This is a genomic window from Affinundibacterium nitidum, assembly GCF_014284155.1.
GTDB classification, from domain to species: domain Bacteria; phylum Pseudomonadota; class Gammaproteobacteria; order Burkholderiales; family Burkholderiaceae_D; genus Undibacterium; species Undibacterium nitidum.
The window spans coordinates 293,226-312,762 of record NZ_JACOFZ010000001.1; the positions used below are offsets into that span (position 1 = coordinate 293,226).

At 45.3% G+C, this 19,537-nt stretch carries 17 protein-coding genes; 13 read left to right on the forward strand and 4 right to left on the reverse strand.

Annotated elements, in window-relative coordinates; all coding sequences use genetic code 11:
* Nucleotides 1-40: 40 nt before the first annotated feature.
* Nucleotides 41-1,039 carry an endolytic transglycosylase MltG gene (gene mltG, locus H8K36_RS01240; RefSeq protein WP_186915462.1) on the reverse strand — a complete coding sequence of 333 codons (999 nt, stop codon included), beginning with the start codon at nt 1,037-1,039 and terminating at the stop codon, nt 41-43.
* A 102-nt stretch (nt 1,040-1,141) separates the two neighbouring features.
* Between mltG and ygfZ the strand changes: the two genes are divergently transcribed.
* Entirely contained in the window at nt 1,142-2,161 is a 1,020-nt protein-coding gene (gene ygfZ, locus H8K36_RS01245; protein WP_186915461.1) for a CAF17-like 4Fe-4S cluster assembly/insertion protein YgfZ, read from the forward strand.
* Between the two features lie 3 nt (nt 2,162-2,164).
* Entirely contained in the window at nt 2,165-2,437 is a 273-nt protein-coding gene (locus H8K36_RS01250) for a DUF4936 family protein (protein WP_186915460.1), read from the forward strand.
* A gap of 71 nt (nt 2,438-2,508) precedes the next feature.
* Here H8K36_RS01250 and H8K36_RS01255 read toward each other — a convergent pair whose 3' ends face one another.
* On the reverse strand, nt 2,509-3,819 hold the full coding sequence (locus H8K36_RS01255) for a homoserine dehydrogenase (protein WP_186915459.1): 1,311 nt from the start codon (nt 3,817-3,819) through the stop codon (nt 2,509-2,511).
* A 47-nt stretch (nt 3,820-3,866) separates the two neighbouring features.
* Nucleotides 3,867-5,111 (reverse strand): pyridoxal phosphate-dependent aminotransferase, encoded by a 1,245-nt coding sequence (locus tag H8K36_RS01260; protein WP_186915458.1) that lies wholly within the window; start codon nt 5,109-5,111, stop codon nt 3,867-3,869.
* A gap of 307 nt (nt 5,112-5,418) precedes the next feature.
* On the opposite strand from H8K36_RS01260, the gene H8K36_RS01265 reads away from it, so the two are divergent.
* From H8K36_RS01265 to H8K36_RS01310, 10 genes are all read left to right on the forward strand, one after another.
* Nucleotides 5,419-5,796, forward strand: a complete 378-nt coding sequence (locus H8K36_RS01265; protein WP_186915457.1) for an Mth938-like domain-containing protein — start codon at nt 5,419-5,421, stop codon at nt 5,794-5,796.
* The gene (locus tag H8K36_RS01270; protein WP_186915456.1) at nt 5,793-7,499 is read left to right on the forward strand and encodes a glycosyltransferase family 39 protein; all 1,707 of its coding nucleotides are present in this window, start codon (nt 5,793-5,795) and stop codon (nt 7,497-7,499) included. The genes H8K36_RS01265 and H8K36_RS01270 overlap by 4 nt, the downstream gene beginning before the upstream one ends.
* Before the next feature lie 20 nt (nt 7,500-7,519).
* On the forward strand, nt 7,520-8,653 hold the full coding sequence (locus H8K36_RS01275; RefSeq protein WP_186915455.1) for a DegT/DnrJ/EryC1/StrS family aminotransferase: 1,134 nt from the start codon (nt 7,520-7,522) through the stop codon (nt 8,651-8,653).
* 11 nt (nt 8,654-8,664) lie between these two features.
* Complete coding sequence (locus H8K36_RS01280; protein ID WP_186915454.1) at nt 8,665-9,630, forward strand: glycosyltransferase; 966 nt, start codon at nt 8,665-8,667, stop codon at nt 9,628-9,630.
* Nucleotides 9,623-10,540: a formyltransferase gene (locus H8K36_RS01285; protein ID WP_186915453.1), complete on the forward strand. Its 918-nt coding sequence runs from the start codon at nt 9,623-9,625 to the stop codon at nt 10,538-10,540. Before H8K36_RS01280 ends, H8K36_RS01285 begins: the two co-directional genes overlap by 8 nt.
* A gap of 81 nt (nt 10,541-10,621) precedes the next feature.
* The gene (locus tag H8K36_RS01290) at nt 10,622-11,662 is read left to right on the forward strand and encodes a bifunctional UDP-4-keto-pentose/UDP-xylose synthase (RefSeq protein ID WP_186915452.1); all 1,041 of its coding nucleotides are present in this window, start codon (nt 10,622-10,624) and stop codon (nt 11,660-11,662) included.
* A 103-nt stretch (nt 11,663-11,765) separates the two neighbouring features.
* Entirely contained in the window at nt 11,766-12,704 is a 939-nt protein-coding gene (locus tag H8K36_RS01295; protein ID WP_186915451.1) for a polysaccharide deacetylase family protein, read from the forward strand.
* A 41-nt stretch (nt 12,705-12,745) separates the two neighbouring features.
* The gene (locus tag H8K36_RS01300) at nt 12,746-13,234 is read left to right on the forward strand and encodes a peroxiredoxin (protein WP_329604196.1); all 489 of its coding nucleotides are present in this window, start codon (nt 12,746-12,748) and stop codon (nt 13,232-13,234) included.
* 183 nt (nt 13,235-13,417) lie between these two features.
* Entirely contained in the window at nt 13,418-15,088 is a 1,671-nt protein-coding gene (locus tag H8K36_RS01305; protein WP_186915450.1) for a PhoH family protein, read from the forward strand.
* 150 nt (nt 15,089-15,238) lie between these two features.
* The gene (locus H8K36_RS01310) at nt 15,239-17,485 is read left to right on the forward strand and encodes a bifunctional diguanylate cyclase/phosphodiesterase (RefSeq protein ID WP_230404263.1); all 2,247 of its coding nucleotides are present in this window, start codon (nt 15,239-15,241) and stop codon (nt 17,483-17,485) included.
* 44 nt (nt 17,486-17,529) lie between these two features.
* Here the strand turns inward: H8K36_RS01310 and H8K36_RS01315 are convergent, their stop codons facing one another.
* The gene (locus tag H8K36_RS01315; protein WP_186915449.1) at nt 17,530-18,147 is read right to left on the reverse strand and encodes a TetR/AcrR family transcriptional regulator; all 618 of its coding nucleotides are present in this window, start codon (nt 18,145-18,147) and stop codon (nt 17,530-17,532) included.
* Nucleotides 18,148-18,251: 104 nt separating this feature from the next.
* On the opposite strand from H8K36_RS01315, the gene H8K36_RS01320 reads away from it, so the two are divergent.
* Entirely contained in the window at nt 18,252-19,535 is a 1,284-nt protein-coding gene (locus H8K36_RS01320) for an NAD(P)/FAD-dependent oxidoreductase (RefSeq protein ID WP_186915448.1), read from the forward strand.
* Nucleotides 19,536-19,537: the final 2 nt, after the last annotated feature.

The window sequence follows — 19,537 nt, forward strand, 5'->3', positions numbered from 1 at the left end:
ATACTTAATCCAAAAAAACTGTTTGCAAATTCAGGACTGGTCAACGCTGATACTTATTGACCGCTTTATTGTGGTCGCTTAAGTTTTCAGAAAATTGGCTAGTGCCGTTGCCACGCGCAACAAAATAGTAAGCATTGCTGGGTTCGGGATTAACCGCCGCTTTAAGTGATTCTAGGCCAGGTAAAGCGATAGGCGTTGGAGGTAGCCCCGCTCGAGTATAGGTATTGTAAGGAGTATCCGTGGTTAAATCACGTTTTCGTATATTACCTTTGAATTGCTCTCCCATGCCATAAATGACAGTTGGATCTGTCTGCAACAACATCCCGACGCGCAGTCGATTAACAAAAACCGAGGCGATCATCCCACGCTCTGAAGCTTGACCGGTCTCTTTCTCCACGATAGACGCCATGATCAAGGCTTGATATGGTGACTTATATGGCAAGTTCTCTGCCCGCCTTTTCCATACCTCGTCAAGGCGGGATAACATGGCTTGGTGCGCTAATTGATAAACTTGAATATCACTGCTATTTTTTGCAAAACGGTAGGTATCTGGAAAAAACAAGCCCTCAGGGTGGCCATACTCGCTGCCTATCGCTTTCATCAACTCACGGTCTGACATGGTTAAACTATCGTGGCGAATATGCGGATGTGCGTTGACCGCGCTTCGCATCTGCTTGAAGCTCCAACCTTCGATAATACCAAGACTGGTCAAGCTAAATTTACCCTCAACGATCTTCTGTAAAAGTTCTCGCGGAGTTTCTTCCGAATTGAGTTCGAACGAACCTGCCTTTAGGCTAGAGGCTTTGCCTTGAACTCGAGCTAATGCTTCAAACAATATCGGTTGCAAGGGTATACCCGCTGATCTCAATTGGCGAGATGCACTTCGAATATTGCTGCCACTCTTTATTGTGAACTCAATCGTTGGTGCTGCCTGCAAGATTGGCGTATCCGCCCAGCGTAAAAATGCCCAAGTCGCAACGGCGCCAATGCCGACAGCCAACAAAATAATAAGTAACAGAAGTTTTTTAAAAAATGCCATGTGAACACTGAATCAAATTTACTGCGATAATCACGAAAAATGGATGCCATTGTAAATGGGATCAAACCGCATTGACACAAAAAAAGAGAAATTGAGTGAAGTATGAGTACCTTAGAACAAAATTTTCCAATGATGATTAAACAGAATAAGGCCATCACCGGCGTCGCTGACTTAGCGGATGGATATGCTTGCATCTTATCTCAACAAAGTTTAATTCAAGTCAATGGCGACGATGCAGCGAGTTTTCTACATAATCAACTCAGCAATGATGTGGAGCACTTAGAGGAAGGCGAGGCACGATACGCCGCCTATTGCACACCCAAAGGCCGTATGCTCGCCAGTATTTACTATTGGAAGAACAAGCAAGATATTTATTTGCAGTGTTCCACAACTCTTCAGCCTGCACTTCAAAAACGATTACAAATGTTTGTGATGCGAGCTAAAGCTAAACTTGAAGATGTCAGTGAGAACTTGTCTTTCCTTGGTCTAGGCGGTACGCAGGCTCAAGTATTTCTTCAACAATACTTCGCGCAGTTGCCAACTGCAATCAATCAAACGGTGAATGGTGAATACGGTGTTTTGATTCGTCGAGCAGACGCATTTGATCAGCCACGCTATCAATGGGTGATTGCAAGGACAGTACTCGAGCAAGTGCTCTCGACCTTGCAAGCAAAACTTAAAATTATTGATTCCCAAATCTGGCGCCTCGGAGATATATACGCAGGAATTCCCGAAGTGCGCGAGCAAACAAAAGAACAATTCGTGCCACAAATGGTGAATTTCGAATTGATCGGCGGCGTGAATTTTAAGAAGGGCTGCTATCCTGGGCAAGAAATTGTCGCGCGCAGTCAATATCTGGGGAAACTTAAGCGAAGAATGGCGATTGCGAAGATCGAAGCAACGAATGTGGCACTTGCAACTGAAATATACTCAGAGAAAGACCCCTCACAACCTTGCGGCATGGTTGTGAATGCAGAAACCAGCTTCGGAGAATCGACGATGTGCCTCGTCGAGATCAAACTCGCTGATCATGAAGACGGCAAAGTTCATTTGGGATCGATTGATGGCCCACTGCTGCAATTCCAGGCATTACCTTATGCCTATCTCGATATCACGGAGTAAGAGGTGGATTGCTACGTATATTACAAGGCGAAAGTGGAGCATGAGCAGGAAGTGATTGGCTGCTTTCAACGTTTGCGTAGCTCACTTGAAAGAAAAGGGATATCGCCAATTTTGCAAAGGCGACCTGAAAGCAAAGATTTGATGTACACATGGATGGAAATCTATCACGACATCCCCTCCAACTTTGAAACGATCATAGAAGCTGGTGTCGCCGAATCAGGCGTGATGACATTTGTGGTAGGTACTCGCCATGCTGAGCACTTCGTCCGCGTGTGATCGGTAGATAAAAGAAAGGAGAGTCTTAATAACTCTCCCTTTTCCACCCTACTTTCATCCAACCACGAAGTCTAGCTTAATTCTTCCAAGCGCAATTTGGTGACTTTTCCTGAAACCGACGAGAGCGCTTCGATACGAGCAATCGCCGCGTCAATGTTCTTTTCTTGCGTCTGATGCGTCAACATAATGATGTCAGTCTTAGACTCGCCTTCACCAGGCTCTTTCTGCAGCATTGCGTCAATCGAGATGGAAAATTCAGCCAAAATTTTAGTTACGTCGGCTAAGACACCAGGCTTATCTTCAACGCGCATACGTAAATAGTAACTGGTATAAACCTCTGAGATTGGTAATACCGTCAGATCACTAAGCGCGTTCGGCTGAAATGCGAGGTATGGAACGCGATGTTCCGGATCTGCAGACGCTAAACGCGTAATATCCACCACATCGGCGATCACGGAAGAAGCGGTAGGTTCAGAGCCGGCACCTTTGCCATAATAAAGCGTTGCACCAACCGCATCACCCTGCACTAAGACCGCGTTCATCGCGCCTTCAACATTCGCAATCAAGCGTTTTTCTGGGATCAATGTTGGGTGAACGCGCAATTCGATACCAGCTTCACTACGCTTTGTAATACCAAGTAACTTAATACGGTAGCCAAGCTGCTCAGCATATTCGATGTCAGTCGCTTCCAGTTTTGTGATCCCCTCAACGTAGGCTTTATCGAATTGCGTCGGAATCCCGAAAGCGATCGATGCCATGATCGTCAATTTATGCGCTGCATCGACTCCTTCAATATCGAATGTCGGATCAACCTCAGCGTAACCAAGTGCCTGAGCTTGCTTTAGCACCGTTGCGAAGTCCAAGCCTTTATCACGCATTTCAGACAAAATGAAATTCGTAGTACCGTTGATGATGCCGGCGATCCACTGAATGCGGTTCGCCGTCAAACCTTCACGCAATGCTTTAATAATCGGGATGCCACCAGCAACAGCTGCCTCGAAGGCCACCATCACGCCTTTATCCTGGGCTGCTTTGAAAACTTCATTGCCGTGCTTCGCGATCAAGGCTTTGTTTGCGGTTACTACATGTTTGCCATTGGCAATCGCTTTCAATACCAAGTCCTTGGCGATATCGTTCCCACCGATCAGTTCAACCACGATATCGATATCAGGATGATTGACAACGAGATTGCCGTCAGTGACGATTTCAACTTCGCCCTTGGTAATCTCTTTTGCTCTATCTACATTTCTCACGGCCACCATCGAAATTTCAATCGAGCGTCCAGCACGACGCATAATCTCTTCTTGATTACGCTTCAAAACATTAAATGTACCGGAGCCGACTGTGCCTAAACCTAATAGGCCTACTTTGATGGGTTTCATATGAACTATTTACTCTAAAAATAAGATAAAAAAACAAAAACGTGAAACTACTTTGCTGCAAATTCACCTGTACCGTGTCGACGACGGTAGCCTTCAAGGAAAGCTGCGATTCGACCAATCGCATCAGTCAAATCATCAGTATTGGGTAAAAATACGACACGGAAATGATCGGGAGCGATCCAATTAAAACCTGTCCCTTGCACCAACAAAACGCGCTGCTCAACAAGCAATTCTTGGATGAACTCTTGATCATCCTTAATTGGATAAACTTCAGGATCTAATTTGGGAAACATATAGAGTGCTGCTTTCGGTTTCACGCAACTTACGCCTGGAATCGCCGTGAGCAGCTTATGGGCAAGATCACGTTGCTTACGCAAACGTCCACCAGGGGAAACTAAATCTTTGATTGATTGGTAACCGCCTAGAGCCGTCTGTATAGCAAATTGACCTGGCGCATTCGAACAAAGACGCATGGACGCTAGCATATTCAAGCCTTCAATGTAATCTTTAGCGTAACGCTTATCACCCGAAATAACCATCCAACCAGCGCGGTAACCACAAGAGCGATAATTCTTCGACAAGCCATTTAATGTCAAAAACAAGACGTCATCGGCGAGCGACGCTATCGACGTATGTTCCGCATCGTCATACAGTGTCTTGTCGTAGATCTCATCTGCAAACACGATCAATTGATGTTCACGGGCGACATCAACGATTTGTTGCAACACTTCAACCGGATACAGTGCGCCTGTTGGGTTGTTAGGATTAATTACAACAATCGCTTTCGTACTCGGGGAAATTTTGCGTTTGATATCCTCGATGTCTGGCAACCAGCCTACACTCTCGTCACAAATGTAGTGTACTGGCTTACCACCTGAAAGGCTCACAGCAGCAGTCCATAGTGGATAGTCTGGTGCCGGCACCAGGACTTCGTCACCAGCATTGAGCAGCGCGTTCATGCCCATCACAATCAACTCAGAGGCGCCATTACCGATATAAATATCTTCAATGCTTACACCGCGAATTTTCTTCTCTTGGGTGTAATGCATAATGGCTTTGCGTGGTGCGAACATTCCTTTCGATTCAGTGTAGCCCGCGGCATTTTGCATATTCAAAATCATGTCTTGGACGATTTCGTCCGGCGGACCAAAATTAAACACAGCTAAATTGCCGATGTTTAACTTAATGATTTTCTGACCTTCGTCTTCCATCTGCTTGGCTTTTTCCATCACTGGGCCGCGGATGTCATAACAAACGTCTGCAAGTTTCTGGGATTTCTTGATGAGGCGCACGGGACTACTTTCGAAAAGTTATACGTAAAAGAGTAAGAACACAAAAATGCTGCACTGCCGAATGATCCATTTTGCCCAAAGCCTGCTGTTTTATCAACGAGTTTCGCCAAATAATTTAAGGAGTTTTACACTTTCATGTGGTTTTCCTCTTGGCCTTTGCTTAAAAGGCATAATTTAAACGAGAAATAGTCAATAATCACCGCAGGAAATCCATAGCCAATGTTTGCCATTCATCTTTTGGTCTAGTTTTGAGCATTCTAGGGAAAGAAGATACAATGCGCCGACTTTCAACTTATTGAATCTGCAGATGAAACTACACGCGACCAATACTCAACAATATCAAACCGTCACCGCTTACGATGATTTAGGAGTTGAATTTAATCTGGTGCGTTTTGAACATAGCTTGATCGTCTTACCTGAAATTACTCCTGCAGTGTGGCCGGTTAATAGCTTTGATGGTTTAGCAATTGAGCACTTTGATCAAGTCGCTGCTACTGAGCCTGATGTCGTCATTTTAGGAACAGGAAAGAAACAAAGATTCATACACCCCAAACTCATCGCCAAATTAAGTGCTCAGCATAAGGGCGTTGAATGCATGGATAACCAAGCAGCTTGCCGCACCTACAATATTTTAATGGCCGAGGGGCGCAAGGTCGCACTCGCGCTAATTCTGGAAAAAGCATGAAGACAAACCTGACAACATCTCCTTACGAATCCAATCGTACACTATGGGCAGTGCTTATCGCATTTTTGCTGACGTGGTTTTATATGCTGGGTGCACGCACTTTGGTTCCTACGGACGAAGGCCGCTACGCCGAAATGGCGCGAGAAATGGTGGCGACAGGTGATTGGATCACATTACGTCTTAACGGAATTAAATACTTTGAGAAACCGCCGTTGCAGAATTGGATGAATGCACTCACCTTCAGTTTATTCGGCTTAGGTGATTGGCAAGCGCGCTTATGGACCGGACTCTGCGGTTTAATTGGGATTTTCGTTTCTAGTTACACCGCGTTTAAAATCTATGGTCGACGCATTGCCGTGATCACGGCATTGGTGTTGGGCTCAAGTTTCTATTGGGCTGCGATGGGTCATATCAATACGCTTGATATGGGTTTGTCTGGCATGATGACTTTGGCTTTATGCGGCTTACTGCTTGCGCAGCGTGATGGTGCTAGCGACAAAGAACAGCGCAACGGGATGTTGCTCTGTTGGGCTGGAATGGCATTAGCGACAATGTCAAAAGGCTTAATTGGTTTCGTTCTGCCAGGTGCGGTGCTGGTACTTTACACACTGTGGACACGCGACTTCGGCCTGTGGCTGCGCCTGCACATGGGTAAAGGACTCCTGTTATTTTTCGCGATTACTACACCGTGGTTCATTTTAGTGTGGCAAGCGAATCCAGAGCATCCACATTTTTTCTTTATTCATGAGCACTTTCAGCGTTTCACTAGCACCGTTCATAAGAGGGGTGGCGCATGGTATTACTTCTTCCCGCTACTCATTATCGGGATCGTGCCGTGGTTAGGCTTATTGGTACAGAGCCTATTAAAAGCATTAAAAAAAGAAAGTAGTCAATTCCAGGCGAAAAAGATGCTGCTCGTTTGGTCGGTCTTTATCTTTTTCTTCTTTAGTATTTCCGGCTCCAAACTACCGTCTTACATCCTGCCAATTTTCCCAGCATTGGCGATCCTTATCGCCTGCGCGATTGAAGAGTTATCCAGTTTACAGATCAAGTTAAATGCGGGTTTGCTGATATTAATCGGCGCCGGTTCTTTGGCCTCTGCGGGTAAAATTGGAGGACTTGCGAAGCATGCATACGAAATTCCCTTTTATGTAGCGATGATTCCCTGGGCGTATGCTGCGGCTGGTATTGCATTAGTCGGCGGCATACTGGCATTGATCTTGGTAAAACAAAAGCGCGATTTTAGTATTATTGTGTTGGCAGTCTCTGCCTATGTTGGCGGTCAAGTTGTGTTCATCGGTCATGACCAATGGGGTAAATATAGCGCTGGCTTTTATCATGTTCCTGCAATCCAAGCAGAGCTCAAGGCAGACACGCCAATTTATGCGGTTGGGCGCTATGAACAGTCCCTACCATTTTATCTGCAACGCACGACAATTTTGGTGGAACATCCAGATGAAATGGAATTTGGTTTAGGTATGCAGCCTCAACTTTGGATCCGCAAACGAGACGATTTCATTCAACAGTGGCAGGAAATGGCGACCGCGAATAAGTCTGCTGTGGCATTCTTAAACCCCGCCATCTATGAAGACTTTAAGCAAAAAAGTATTCCTATGCGTGTCATCGGCAATGATCCAAAGCGCGTGATTATCGCGCTGCCTGTTCAAGACCCAGCGACCGCGAAAAAACATAATTCAAACTAAAATTTGATCGAGAGAATTGTATGAGTTCAACGCTCCCATTTTTACCCTTCACGAAACCAACGATGGACGAAGAAACGATCAGCGCAGTCGCTGATGTTCTGCGTTCAGGCTGGCTGACAAGTGGACCTAACGTTAAAGAGTTAGAGGCGAAACTTTCTGCCTATTTTGGTGGTCGTCCCGTACGCACCTTCAACTCTGGCACCTGCACGATGGAAATCGCTCTGCGCATTGCTGGAATTGGCGAAGGCGATGAAGTCATTACTACCCCAAATTCATGGGTTGCCACCGCCAACGTCATCATTGAGACTGGCGCAACGCCGGTGTTTGTTGATATTGACGCGAAGACACATAACATAGACCTCAAGAAGATAGAAGCTGCTATCACGCCGCGCACGAAGGCGATTATTCCTGTTCATATGTGTGGTTTGCCTTGTGACATGGATCATCTCTATACAATCGCAGAAAAATACCAACTCCGTGTTATCGAAGATGCTGCGCAAGCGATTGGATCGACTTGGAAAGGTAAACGTATCGGCTCTTTCGGAGATTTCGCTTCGTTCAGTTTTCAGGTGAACAAAAATATCATGACTGGCGAAGGTGGCTGCTTAGTTTTGAATAACGAAGAGGAAGCCAAACTCGCTGAAAAATATCGCTTACAAGGAGTATCTCGGAAGGGTCTCGATGGAATCGACGTTGATGTCCTCGGTGGAAAGTACAATATGACTGACATTGCTGCTGCCATTGGACTAGGGCAATTGAAACGCTTGGAAGAATTTAATGCCAAGCGCCATACATTGGCAAAGCATTATTTTGCGAGTTTTGGTGCGGAATTCGAAACACAAACAGGGGCGGAGTTACCGGTTGCCGACTTCACCCAGTCAAATTGGCACATGTTTCATTTGGTATTACCTGAACGCGTGCAGCGTGCCGATTTTATGCAAAACATGTTGGACTTGGGAATCGGTTTAGGCTATCACTATCGCGCGATTCACCTGTTCACCCTTTACCGAGAACGTGGATTTACGGACGGCATGTTCCCTATTGCAGAACGCGTTGGTAAACAGATTGTTACCCTGCCGCTGTTCCCCAGCATGACCGAAAATGATGTAGAACGCGTGGTCTCTGCGGTAAAATCTCTTCTTCAGACCAATTAGACTATCACAACATGCATCCAGAACTTTCTGTTGTTATTCCTGTTTACAACGAGGAAGCTGGTCTGGCGAAGCTATATGCTCGCCTCTATCCAGCCCTCGATGCGCTCGCAGTCCGCGGCATTAGTTATGAAATTGTTTTCGTCAATGACGGAAGCCGTGACCGATCTGCTGAAATTCTTGCTGACCAATACCGTGCGCGACCTGACGTGACACGAGTCGTACTATTCAATGGTAACTACGGCCAGCACATGGCGATCCTCGCTGGATTTCAAGCTACCCGTGGCGACATCGTTGTTACCCTCGATGCTGACTTGCAGAATCCGCCCGAAGAAATCGGTGCTCTAGTCGATAAGATGCGAGAAGGCTTTGACTACGTAGGCTCTATTCGCCGGAAGCGCCAAGATGCCGTCTGGCGCACTTACCTTTCTAAAGCGATGAATCGCATTCGCGAGAAAATCACTCGCATTAAAATCACCGATCAAGGCAATATGCTACGTGCTTATGGTCGCAACGTCATCAACTTGATTAATCAATGCAGCGAGGTCAATACCTTTGTCCCAGCATTGGCATATACCTTCGCCCGTAAACCGACCGAGATCGTTGTGGAACACGAGGAGCGCACAGCGGGGGAATCTAAGTACTCTTTTTATAGCCTGATTCGCCTTAATTTTGATTTGATGACTGGTTTCTCCATCATGCCATTGCAGATTTTCTCGATGCTAGGCATGGCGATTTCCGGTTTATCGGGTGCCTTAGTTGTTTTGTTGTTGATTCGTCGATTCTTCCTTGGTGCTGAAGCAGAAGGTTTGTTTACACTGTTTGCGATCGCTTTCTTCATGATGGGTGTCATCCTGTTCGGTATCGGTCTTCTAGGTGAATATGTCGGCCGCATCTACCAGCAGGTCCAGGGGCGTCCGCGATTTGTAGTGCAAACGATCCTCGAACAAGAGACAACTACAAAAGACAAAGATGAATAAGCCTACTGCTATCGTGTTCGCTTACCACAGCGTTGGCGTTCGCGGCATTAAGTCGCTGCTTGCGAGCGGTGTCGAGATCAAACTTGTTGTCAGCCATGAAGATAATCCACATGAGACCATCTGGTTTGAGTCCGTCGCAGATTTATGCGCTGAACATGGAATCAAGCGCGTAACTCCCGATAATCCGAATCTGTCAGAGTTTGTCGCCGAACTTCGAAGTTACGTTCCAGATTACATTTTCAGCTTCTACTACCGCAATATGCTTTGTGAGGAAATACTGAATATTCCGAGCCGTGGCGCCTACAATTTACACGGATCTCTACTACCAAAGTATCGCGGACGTGTTCCAGTGAATTGGGCGGTGTTGCATGGAGAAACTGAGACAGGAGCGACGTTGCACGAGATGACGGTGAAACCTGATGCCGGAGCCATCATTGGACAAGTTGCTGTTCCAATATTGCCAGACGACACTGCTTTTGAGGTGTTTGGCAAGTTAACGGTGGCTTCTGAACAGGTCTTAGCCACGGTATTGCCTGGAATTTTGGCAGGTGCTCCTAATAGAATTCACAATGATTTAAGCAAAGGGAGTTATTTTGGAGGACGAAAACCGGAAGATGGCCGCATCGACTGGGCTAAACCAGCACAGAATGTGTACAACTTACATCGGGCAGTAGCCCCTCCTTACCCAGGGGCATTTTTTGAACACAATGGGGAACGTTTTATTATCGAAAAGGCACGCTTTTCAGGACAAAATGCAGCCGAAATCGCTTTAAATTTGCCCCAAGGTATATCTGTAGTGGATAATGTTGTTTTTGGCGTTTGTGGTGATGGCAAGGCAATTAAGATTTTGGCCTTGCAACACAATAGCAAAACATTAAGCATTGACGAAGTTAGAAACTACTTCGCGTAGCCCGATAAGTCGCTCCAGCAAATTAATGGGCGAGCTCATCGAGGTATCCATATTTCAAAAGCTATCTAAAGAGAAATTAATATGAAAAAAGTCCTCATCCTTGGCGTGAATGGTTTTATCGGTCACCACCTTTCCAAACGCATTCTCGAAACCACGGATTGGGAAGTGTATGGCATGGATATGCAAACAGAGCGCTTGGGCGACCTGATTAATCATCCACGTATGCACTTCTTTGAAGGCGACATCACCATCAATAAAGAATGGGTTGAGTACCACGTTAAGAAATGTGATGTGATCTTGCCATTGGTGGCGATTGCAACACCGTCTACCTACGTTAAACAACCATTGCGCGTTTTTGAACTCGATTTTGAAGCGAACTTGCCTATCGTGCGTTCTGCGGCCAAATATGGCAAACACTTAGTTTTCCCATCGACGTCTGAAGTTTATGGTATGTGTCACGACGAAGAGTTTGATCCAGAAAATTCTGAATTGGTCTGCGGCCCAATCAATAAGCCACGTTGGATTTACTCCTGCGCGAAGCAATTGATGGATCGTGTGATTTGGGGTTATGGTATGGAAGGTTTGAATTTCACCCTCTTCCGCCCATTTAACTGGATCGGCGCTGGTTTGGATTCTATTCACACACCAAAAGAAGGTAGCTCACGTGTGGTGACTCAATTCTTCGGCCATATTGTTCGTGGTGAAAATATTTCATTGGTTGATGGTGGCGCACAAAAACGTGCTTTCACTTATATTGACGATGGTATCGATGCCTTGGTACGTATCATTGCAAACAAAGACGGCGTCGCGTCCGGCAAGATCTACAATATCGGCAACCCAAGCAACAACCACTCTATCCGTGAATTAGCACAGATGATGTTGAGCTTGGCAGCGGAATACCCAGAATACGCTGAGTCTGCTAAGAAAGTACAATTAACTGAGACAACATCCGCTGCTTACTACGGTGGTGGTTACCAAGACGTGAAAAACCGCGTTCCGAAAATCACCAATACATGTGAAGAGCTCGGCTGGGCACCAACAACGACAATGGCAGACTCTATGCGTCACATTTTCGACGCCTACCGTAGTCAAGTCGCTCAAGCACGTGCTTTGATGGACTAAGCTGGTGTTAGCGACAGCGCAGTGCTGTCGCTATCGACTTTCGATGAGCGGCCCTTGCTTGGCCGCTTTTGCTTTTAAAATTTACTTAAAATTCGTCAACTTAATGCCTACGATTGTTTTAAAGATTGATGTCGATACTTACCGGGGCACCCGCGAAGGCGTACCTAACTTGGTTCGCATCTTAAAACAGCATCAAGCCAATGCAACGTTTTTGTTTTCGCTCGGCAAAGACCATACTGGTTGGGCCATGCGTCGCGTATTTAGACCAGGCTTTTTTAGTAAAGTCTCCCGTACTTCTGTTCTTGAACACTATGGCTTCAAAACCCTCATGTACGGTGTGATGTTACCTGCACCTGACATCGGAAAACTTTGCGTTGAGGAGATGCGAAGTGTGAAACGCGCTGGTTTTGAATGTGGAATTCATACGTGGGACCACGTGGTTTGGCAAGACAATGTACGCAAACGTGGCGAGAGTTGGACGCGAAAACAAATGGGGCTTGCTTACGAGCGCTATCTGGAAATCTTTGGCGCGGCACCAAAAACTTTTGGCGCTGCCGGATGGCAAATGAATCCTGAAGCTTTCGCTCAACTTGATCGCTATCAAATGCAATACTCGTCTGATAGCCGTGCCATGTTGAAAGAAGACGGTAGTTTGGCCAATCCTCTTGCAGGCCCGTATCGTTTGCGCCATGAAGGTAAAGAATTTCAATGTATTCAAATGCCAACCACGCTACCAACTTTGGATGAAATATTGGGAGTAGAAATAAACGGAGAGACGATCACTGAAGGAAATATCGCGAGTCATTTACTTTCGTTGACGGCTGAACCGAGAAATCATGTATTTACTATGCACGCTGAGCTTGAAGGTCAAAAACTCGCCCCCATATTAGTTGAATTGCTAAATGGATGGGCGGAACAAGGATATCAATGCATTTCGATGGGGCAATATTATGCCAATATTCGAGAACAAGAACTGCCAATACATGATTTAACATGGGCTGAGCTCCCCGGACGCTCTGGAGAAATGGTTGCACTCAACTAGGTTTAAACCACTCCACAAACTTACCACCGCAGGAGAATTTTGTGTCAGATAGTTCCAGTGCAGTGCCGAGCGCACTCAATTGCCATGTCCCTCATTTTTCAGCAGCGATGACTGGCGGTGTTGATTTTAGTTTGAGCGCCTACCTTGGTAAAAAAATCGTGTTGTACTTCTACCCAAAAGACAACACACCAGGCTGTACCACCGAAAGCATCGCCTTTCGCGATATTCATACGGAACTCTTGGCGAAGAATACAGTGATTTTCGGCATTAGTCGCGACAGCCTGCGTTCACATGAGGGCTTTAAAGCAAAGCTTTCACTTCCTTTTGAACTCATCACAGACCCAGATGAACAACTTTGTCTGTTGTTTAACGTCATGAAAATGAAGAATATGTACGGGAAACAAGTAAGAGGTATAGAGCGAAGCACTTTTGTTATTGACGAAGCCGGCAAATTAGTGAAAGAATGGCGTGGAGTGAAGGTCCCAGATCATGCTCAAGCCGTGTTAGATTTTGTGAGTCAAAGCAAATAATTGAAATCCATAGAGATCAATCAAAAGCCGTTTAAGAAGATGATAGAGTCTTCTTAAGCGGCTTTTACTTTTTGGCTTTCGAATTTCAAGATAATGTATGGAATGTGCCCACACTTTTGCTGTGACCAGTAAGTGAAATAAAGCTTATATTTAATCCGTTTTTTACTTTTCAATGAGGTTCTGATGCCACTGCCCAAAATGCCGACCAAACCAGCGGCCTTGCTGTCTCCCAAAGACTATCCCAAAGCAGATAAAGGAAAATCAAACATTCGTGCGACTAACGAACAAAAAACCTCAACTAGCAAAGCAGCCGTTGTTAAAGCTGTCGCTCCATTAAGCAAAAACAAAGTCAGTGCAGAAAAATCGACTGCTGTGAAGTCGAACGTCAAAACTGTGAGTAAGGAGAATCCTGCAAAATCGGTTGCTAGCCGTGCTGCAGACAGGAAAGGCATTACCAAGATGTTTGTGTTGGATACGAATGTTTTGATGCACGATCCAACGTCACTGTTTCGTTTTGAAGAGCATGACGTCTATTTGCCGATGATCACATTGGAAGAGCTAGACGATCACAAGAAAGGCATGTCGGAAGTTGCTCGTAATGCGCGACAAATATCGCGTTCGTTGGATGCTCTTGTTGGTGATATCGATAGCGATGATATTGAACAGGGTATCCTTCTATCGAAGCTTGGCAATAAAGATGCTAAAGGGCGTCTATTTTTTCAAACCAAGTTACAAGGCGGAGCATTACCACAAGGACTTCCACAAGGCAAAGCTGACAATCAGATTTTAGCTGTTGTGCGAGCGCTCGAGGTTGAATTTCCTGGTCGCCCTATTGTATTGGTGTCGAAAGATATCAATATGCGGATCAAAGCACGTGCGCTCGGATTACCTGCCGAGGACTATTTCAACGATCACGTTCTAGAGGATTCAGATCTTCTTTATACCGGCATTATTCAATTGCCTGCTGACTTTTGGAGCAAGCATGGTAAAGGAATTGAGACTTGGCAAGAGAATCGCAATGGCCTAAGCACTACTTTTTACCGCATTACTGGCCCACTTATTCCTAGCCTGCTAGTGAATCAATTCGTCTATCTTGAGCCAAACAACGGTGAGGCCTCATTTTACGGTCAAGTGCGTCAGATAAACGGTAAAACGGCTGTTTTGCAAACACTGCGCGACTACGGTCATTCGAAACACAGTGTATGGGGCGTGACATCCCGTAATCGCGAACAAAATTTCGCTTTGAATTTGCTGATGGATCCAGAATGCGACTTCGTCACGTTATTAGGTCAAGCGGGTACAGGGAAGACTTTGTTGGCCTTAGCTGCGGGTTTGGCACAAGTCCTCGAAACTAAGAACTACAACGAAATCATTGTGACCCGCGTGACGGTGCCAGTTGGTGAAGATATCGGCTTTTTGCCAGGTACAGAGGAAGAAAAAATGTCACCATGGATGGGGGCTTTTGACGACAATCTGGAGGTGCTAAATAAGTCTGACAACGATGCTGGAGACTGGGGCCGAGCTGCGACGCAAGATTTGATTCGCTCTAAAATCAAGATCAAGTCTCTGAACTTTATGCGTGGCCGTACTTTCGTCAACAAATTCTTGATTATCGACGAAGCGCAGAATCTCACGCCGAAGCAAGTGAAAACTTTGGTTACCCGTGCGGGACCGGGCACAAAGATCGTTTGTTTAGGAAATATCGCGCAGATCGACACGCCTTACCTCACGGAAGGCTCTAGTGGTCTGACTTATGTAGTGGATAGATTCAAAGGCTGGGCACATAGCGGGCATGTTACATTAGCAAGAGGTGAACGCTCTCGTTTGGCAGATCACGCAAGTGAAATCTTGTAAGTGATTTTAAACAACAAAAAAAGGCGCTTTGAGCGCCTTTTTTTTCAGCATTTTAATTTATTTATGGAAATAAACCCTACAATAAGCTTCTTTACAGCAACTTTACAAAGGTAACCGCGTCAGCCTTACCTGCGGTACACCTAAGCTTTCATGAACGAACTAATACATCAGGAAGATGCTCTTTTCTTTGTTGAAGATGACATTCAGCATCTGTCTGAGTCGAACGGTATAAATCTGAGTCCATGGACCATTTTGATCATTGATGATGATCCTGACGTTCATTCAGCGACCATGTTTGCTTTACAAGGCTTAAAGATACAAGGTCGAAGCCTCCACTTCCTTCATGCTTACTCAACTGCCGAAGCGCGTCAGGTACTCCTCCACAGTGAAAAAATCGCTGTGATACTACTCGATGTAGTCATGGACGATGATAACGCTGGTCTACAGTTAGTTGGATACATTCGCAATACTTTAGAATCGAAAGACGTTCGTATCATCTTACGTACTGGGCAAGCTGGATATGCGCCAGAAATGGATGCAATCAGAGATTACGATATCAACGACTACAAAAATAAGACGGAACTGACCCAAGCAAAACTTTTTACTACGGTCACCTCTGCGATCCGCTCTTATGAACAAATTTGCGCTATTTCAGCCAGTCGCCGCGGCCTAGAATTGATCATCAAAGCCAGCGCCGAACTGATGGGAATGCAAGACTTACGCACTTTTTCCGAAACCATCATCTCGTATGTCACTGATTTAGTTGATGTCGATGGAGAGTGTTTTGTTTGTACGCCCCACCCTATCCAAGAAGAGATCGCGCAGGCAAATGAGATCATTACCGGCCTACGGGTTGTAGCGGGAAGTTTGAAATACAGTTCTTGGCTTGAAAAACCCTTGGTTTTGGTTTCGGATAAAGCGACCCAAACCATCGTACAAAAGGCTCTTTTCGAGCGTAGAAACATATTTGAACAAAGCGCGACCGCTCTATACTTTAGCAACATAGGCGGTGCAAGTTTAGCGATGTATCTCGATTTTGGTTTATTAAACGAAGCGGTTGATCGCCATCTACTGGATATGTTCTGTAGCAATGTATCCGTCTGTTTAGACAATGTTGTTCTCACCTCGCGCATGCACAACCTCGCGTTTTTCGACCCGCTAACGGGTTTGGCGAATCGGTTGCAATTACTTCAAAGTCTGCACGACACCCTTCATTCTCCAAAGAAGGAAGATAGCGCCCTCGCCCTGATCGATATTGATCATTTTGCCGAAACAAACGACGCGTTAGGACATCAGTTCGGCGATTTTCTACTTTGCTCAGTGGGAAAAAGACTACGAAATCATTTTGGTGATAACTGCCAAATTGCGCGAATCGGCAACGATATTTTTGCAATCCTTGGACATGAAGATTTGGTCTCCCCAAACTTACTCTTGAGTTTATTTGAGAAGGCTTTCGTTGCCGATCATCAAAATGTGCAGTTATCGGCGACCCTAGGCTTAATCAAGTTTTCAGAGTATGAATTAAGTGGTTCGGAAGCTCTCAAAGATGCCAACATCGCTCTTAAACGCGCGAAACTACATAACCGCTCTGGTTATGCTTATTTTACACGCGACATGGGAGTGGAGATTCGTGAACGAGTACGTATGATGCATGCTCTCCGCGCGGCATTTGAAGGGGAGCGGCTATTTGTGGTTTACCAGCCGCAAATCGATATGCAAAGCGGAAAGACAGTTGGCGCTGAGGCCTTGTTAAGGTGGCGAACGGAAGAAGGAAATTTCATCCCACCAGACCAATTTATTCCAATTGCAGAATATTCTGGCCTCATCGTAAATATTGGGGAATGGGTTTTACGCAGTGCATGCTTTGAATTGATGCAGTTACGTGAATCAGGCTTCGCCGATTTTCAAATCGCAGTCAACGTTTCACAAGCCCAGTTTTCGCATCCGCTGTTTATGCAGAGCTTAGAAAGAGCAATAAGAGACTCTCGAATCCCACCTAATTGTCTCGAACTCGAGATCACCGAATCCATGGCAATGACCGATCCTGAGATGTTGGTTAATACCTTACAACAAATTAAACGAATGGGGGTTCGAATATCGATTGATGACTTTGGTACAGGTTTTTCATCACTCAGTCAGCTACAAAAGCTCAACGTTGATAAACTAAAGATTGATCGTGCTTTTGTCTCCGAGATCTCTTCGTTAGACAGCGAAGCAAGCATCGCAAAGATGATCGTGCAATTAAGCCAAAGCCTTAATTTAGCAGTTATTGCTGAAGGTGTAGAAACTCAAGAGCAAGCAAATGCGTTGATGGCTTTCGGTTGTCAATATGCGCAAGGCTTCCTTTACGCGAAGCCACAAACTCGAAGTGAATTACGTAAATGGCTCAAATCATAAAGATTGTCTTTTCCCCTGGTGCCGCTCCGCTACTCCTAAGCAATTTATTTGCTGATCTTTTCTAAACCCTGAAAACAAACTCGCAACATATTTTCAACAATCGAATCTGTATCCATTTTGCTAAATTTTTGCAAATATTCCACCGCAGGGTCGCAACTGCGTGCATAGTAGCTAAACAAGATTACATCGGAATGAAGATCGGGGTTGAGATCGCCCTCTTTCTGCGCTCGAATGACCAACTTCTCGAGCTGATTATTCAGTTTAATTACACGCCCTACATATTTGAGGTTACGCATTAACATTTCACGCACAGCATTGCTGGTCGAGGGGAGAAATGGCAAGCCCCCACCTAAGCGCACGCGTAGCGCCCATTCAAGCAACGCACCGAGTTTTTCTTTTGCATTCAATGACTCTGGCAAGGACTCAAGTTGAGAGATAGCGCCATCGATCAGTCTTATCATCGCTGCCCCGACAAGATCTTCCTTCGACTTGAAATGCTTGTACAAGCTCGGCTTAGAAATGCCGATTTGATTTGCCACATCATCCATCGTCATCAAGTCAAAACCCTTGCTCGCAAGAATCGTTGTAGTTGCATCAAGAATAGCGTCTTCACGCAGTCTAAATGCTTGATCCTTAAAATTTAGTTTACTAAAGATACTCATAAGTATTAATATCTACTAATTAGTAGCGTTTTTATCTGAACAGTATTAATATTAACACTGAAGTAATGCCAAGCCAAATATTTACCATTAAAAGTGAGCGAGTAATGCAAGATCAACGTCAAAGGGTTGCAGTAATAGGTTCAGGAATCTCGGGCCTCGCAAGCGCCTATTTTTTGCAAAAAAAATATGATGTCACTCTCTATGAATCGAATACATACTTCGGTGGCCATACCAATACTGTCGACATCACGGTCGATGGTATTACACAGCCGGTTGATACTGGTTTTTTGGTTTTTAACCACAAAACATATCCCAATTTAATCGCACTCTTCGCCGAACTTGGAATCGACAGTTACGACACCGACATGTCTTTTGGTGTTTCAGTTAATGATGGTCAAATCGAGTGGGCAGGTACCAATTTAAACACCGTATTCGCGCAAAGAACTAATTTGCTGTCGATACCATTCATCAATATGCTGCGTGACATCTTGCGCTTTAATAAGGATGCTGAAGCCAATCTCGAAGCTTCATTGACCAATAAGGTCAACCTAGGTGAACTGTTGAAGAACGAAGGATATGGGCGCCGCTTTCAAGAGCATTATTTAGTTCCAATGGCCGCCGCAATTTGGTCAAGTTCACCGAAGGATATTCTTGAGTTCCCAGCCAGTACGTTTCTCAGATTTTGTTTGAATCACGCGCTACTACAGGTCAATGACAGGCCAAAATGGAAAACCGTTAAAGGCGGTGGACGCAGTTATGTCAAGAAAATTCTCGAAACAATCAGCGATAAAAGGCTTAATACCGCAGTAGAAAAAGTGGAGCGTCAACAAGGCAAGGTAGCGGTCACGGCAAATGGGGGCACGGAACTTTTCGACGAAGTTGTTTTCGCTACTCACGCACCTACCAGTCTTGCGCTGCTTAAGGATGCTGATGAGAAAGAGAGAAAAATACTCTCGCAATTCCGTTATCAGACCAACCGTGCAGTGTTGCATACGGATACTCGTCTGCTACCTAGTAATAAAAACGTATGGTCCGCATGGAACTATATTGGTACCAAGGCGACAGGACCGGAAGATCAAGCTGCGGTTTGTGTAAGCTATTTATTGAATCAATTACAGCGTCTTGAAATCAAGGCACCAGTCATTGTTACGCTAAATCCTGCAGTAGAACCACAACCTTCGAAAGTCTTACGAAGTTTTGATTACGAACACCCTATCTTCGACCAGGCGGCAATTGATGCTCAAGTCGCATTAGTCGAGATCCAAGGCAAAAACAAAGTTTGGTTTACAGGGGCTTGGTCTGGCTATGGATTTCACGAGGATGGACTCAAGTCGGCGTTAAAAGTTGCAACAGCCATAGGCGTTGCTCCTGAATGGATGAAGCTCTAATC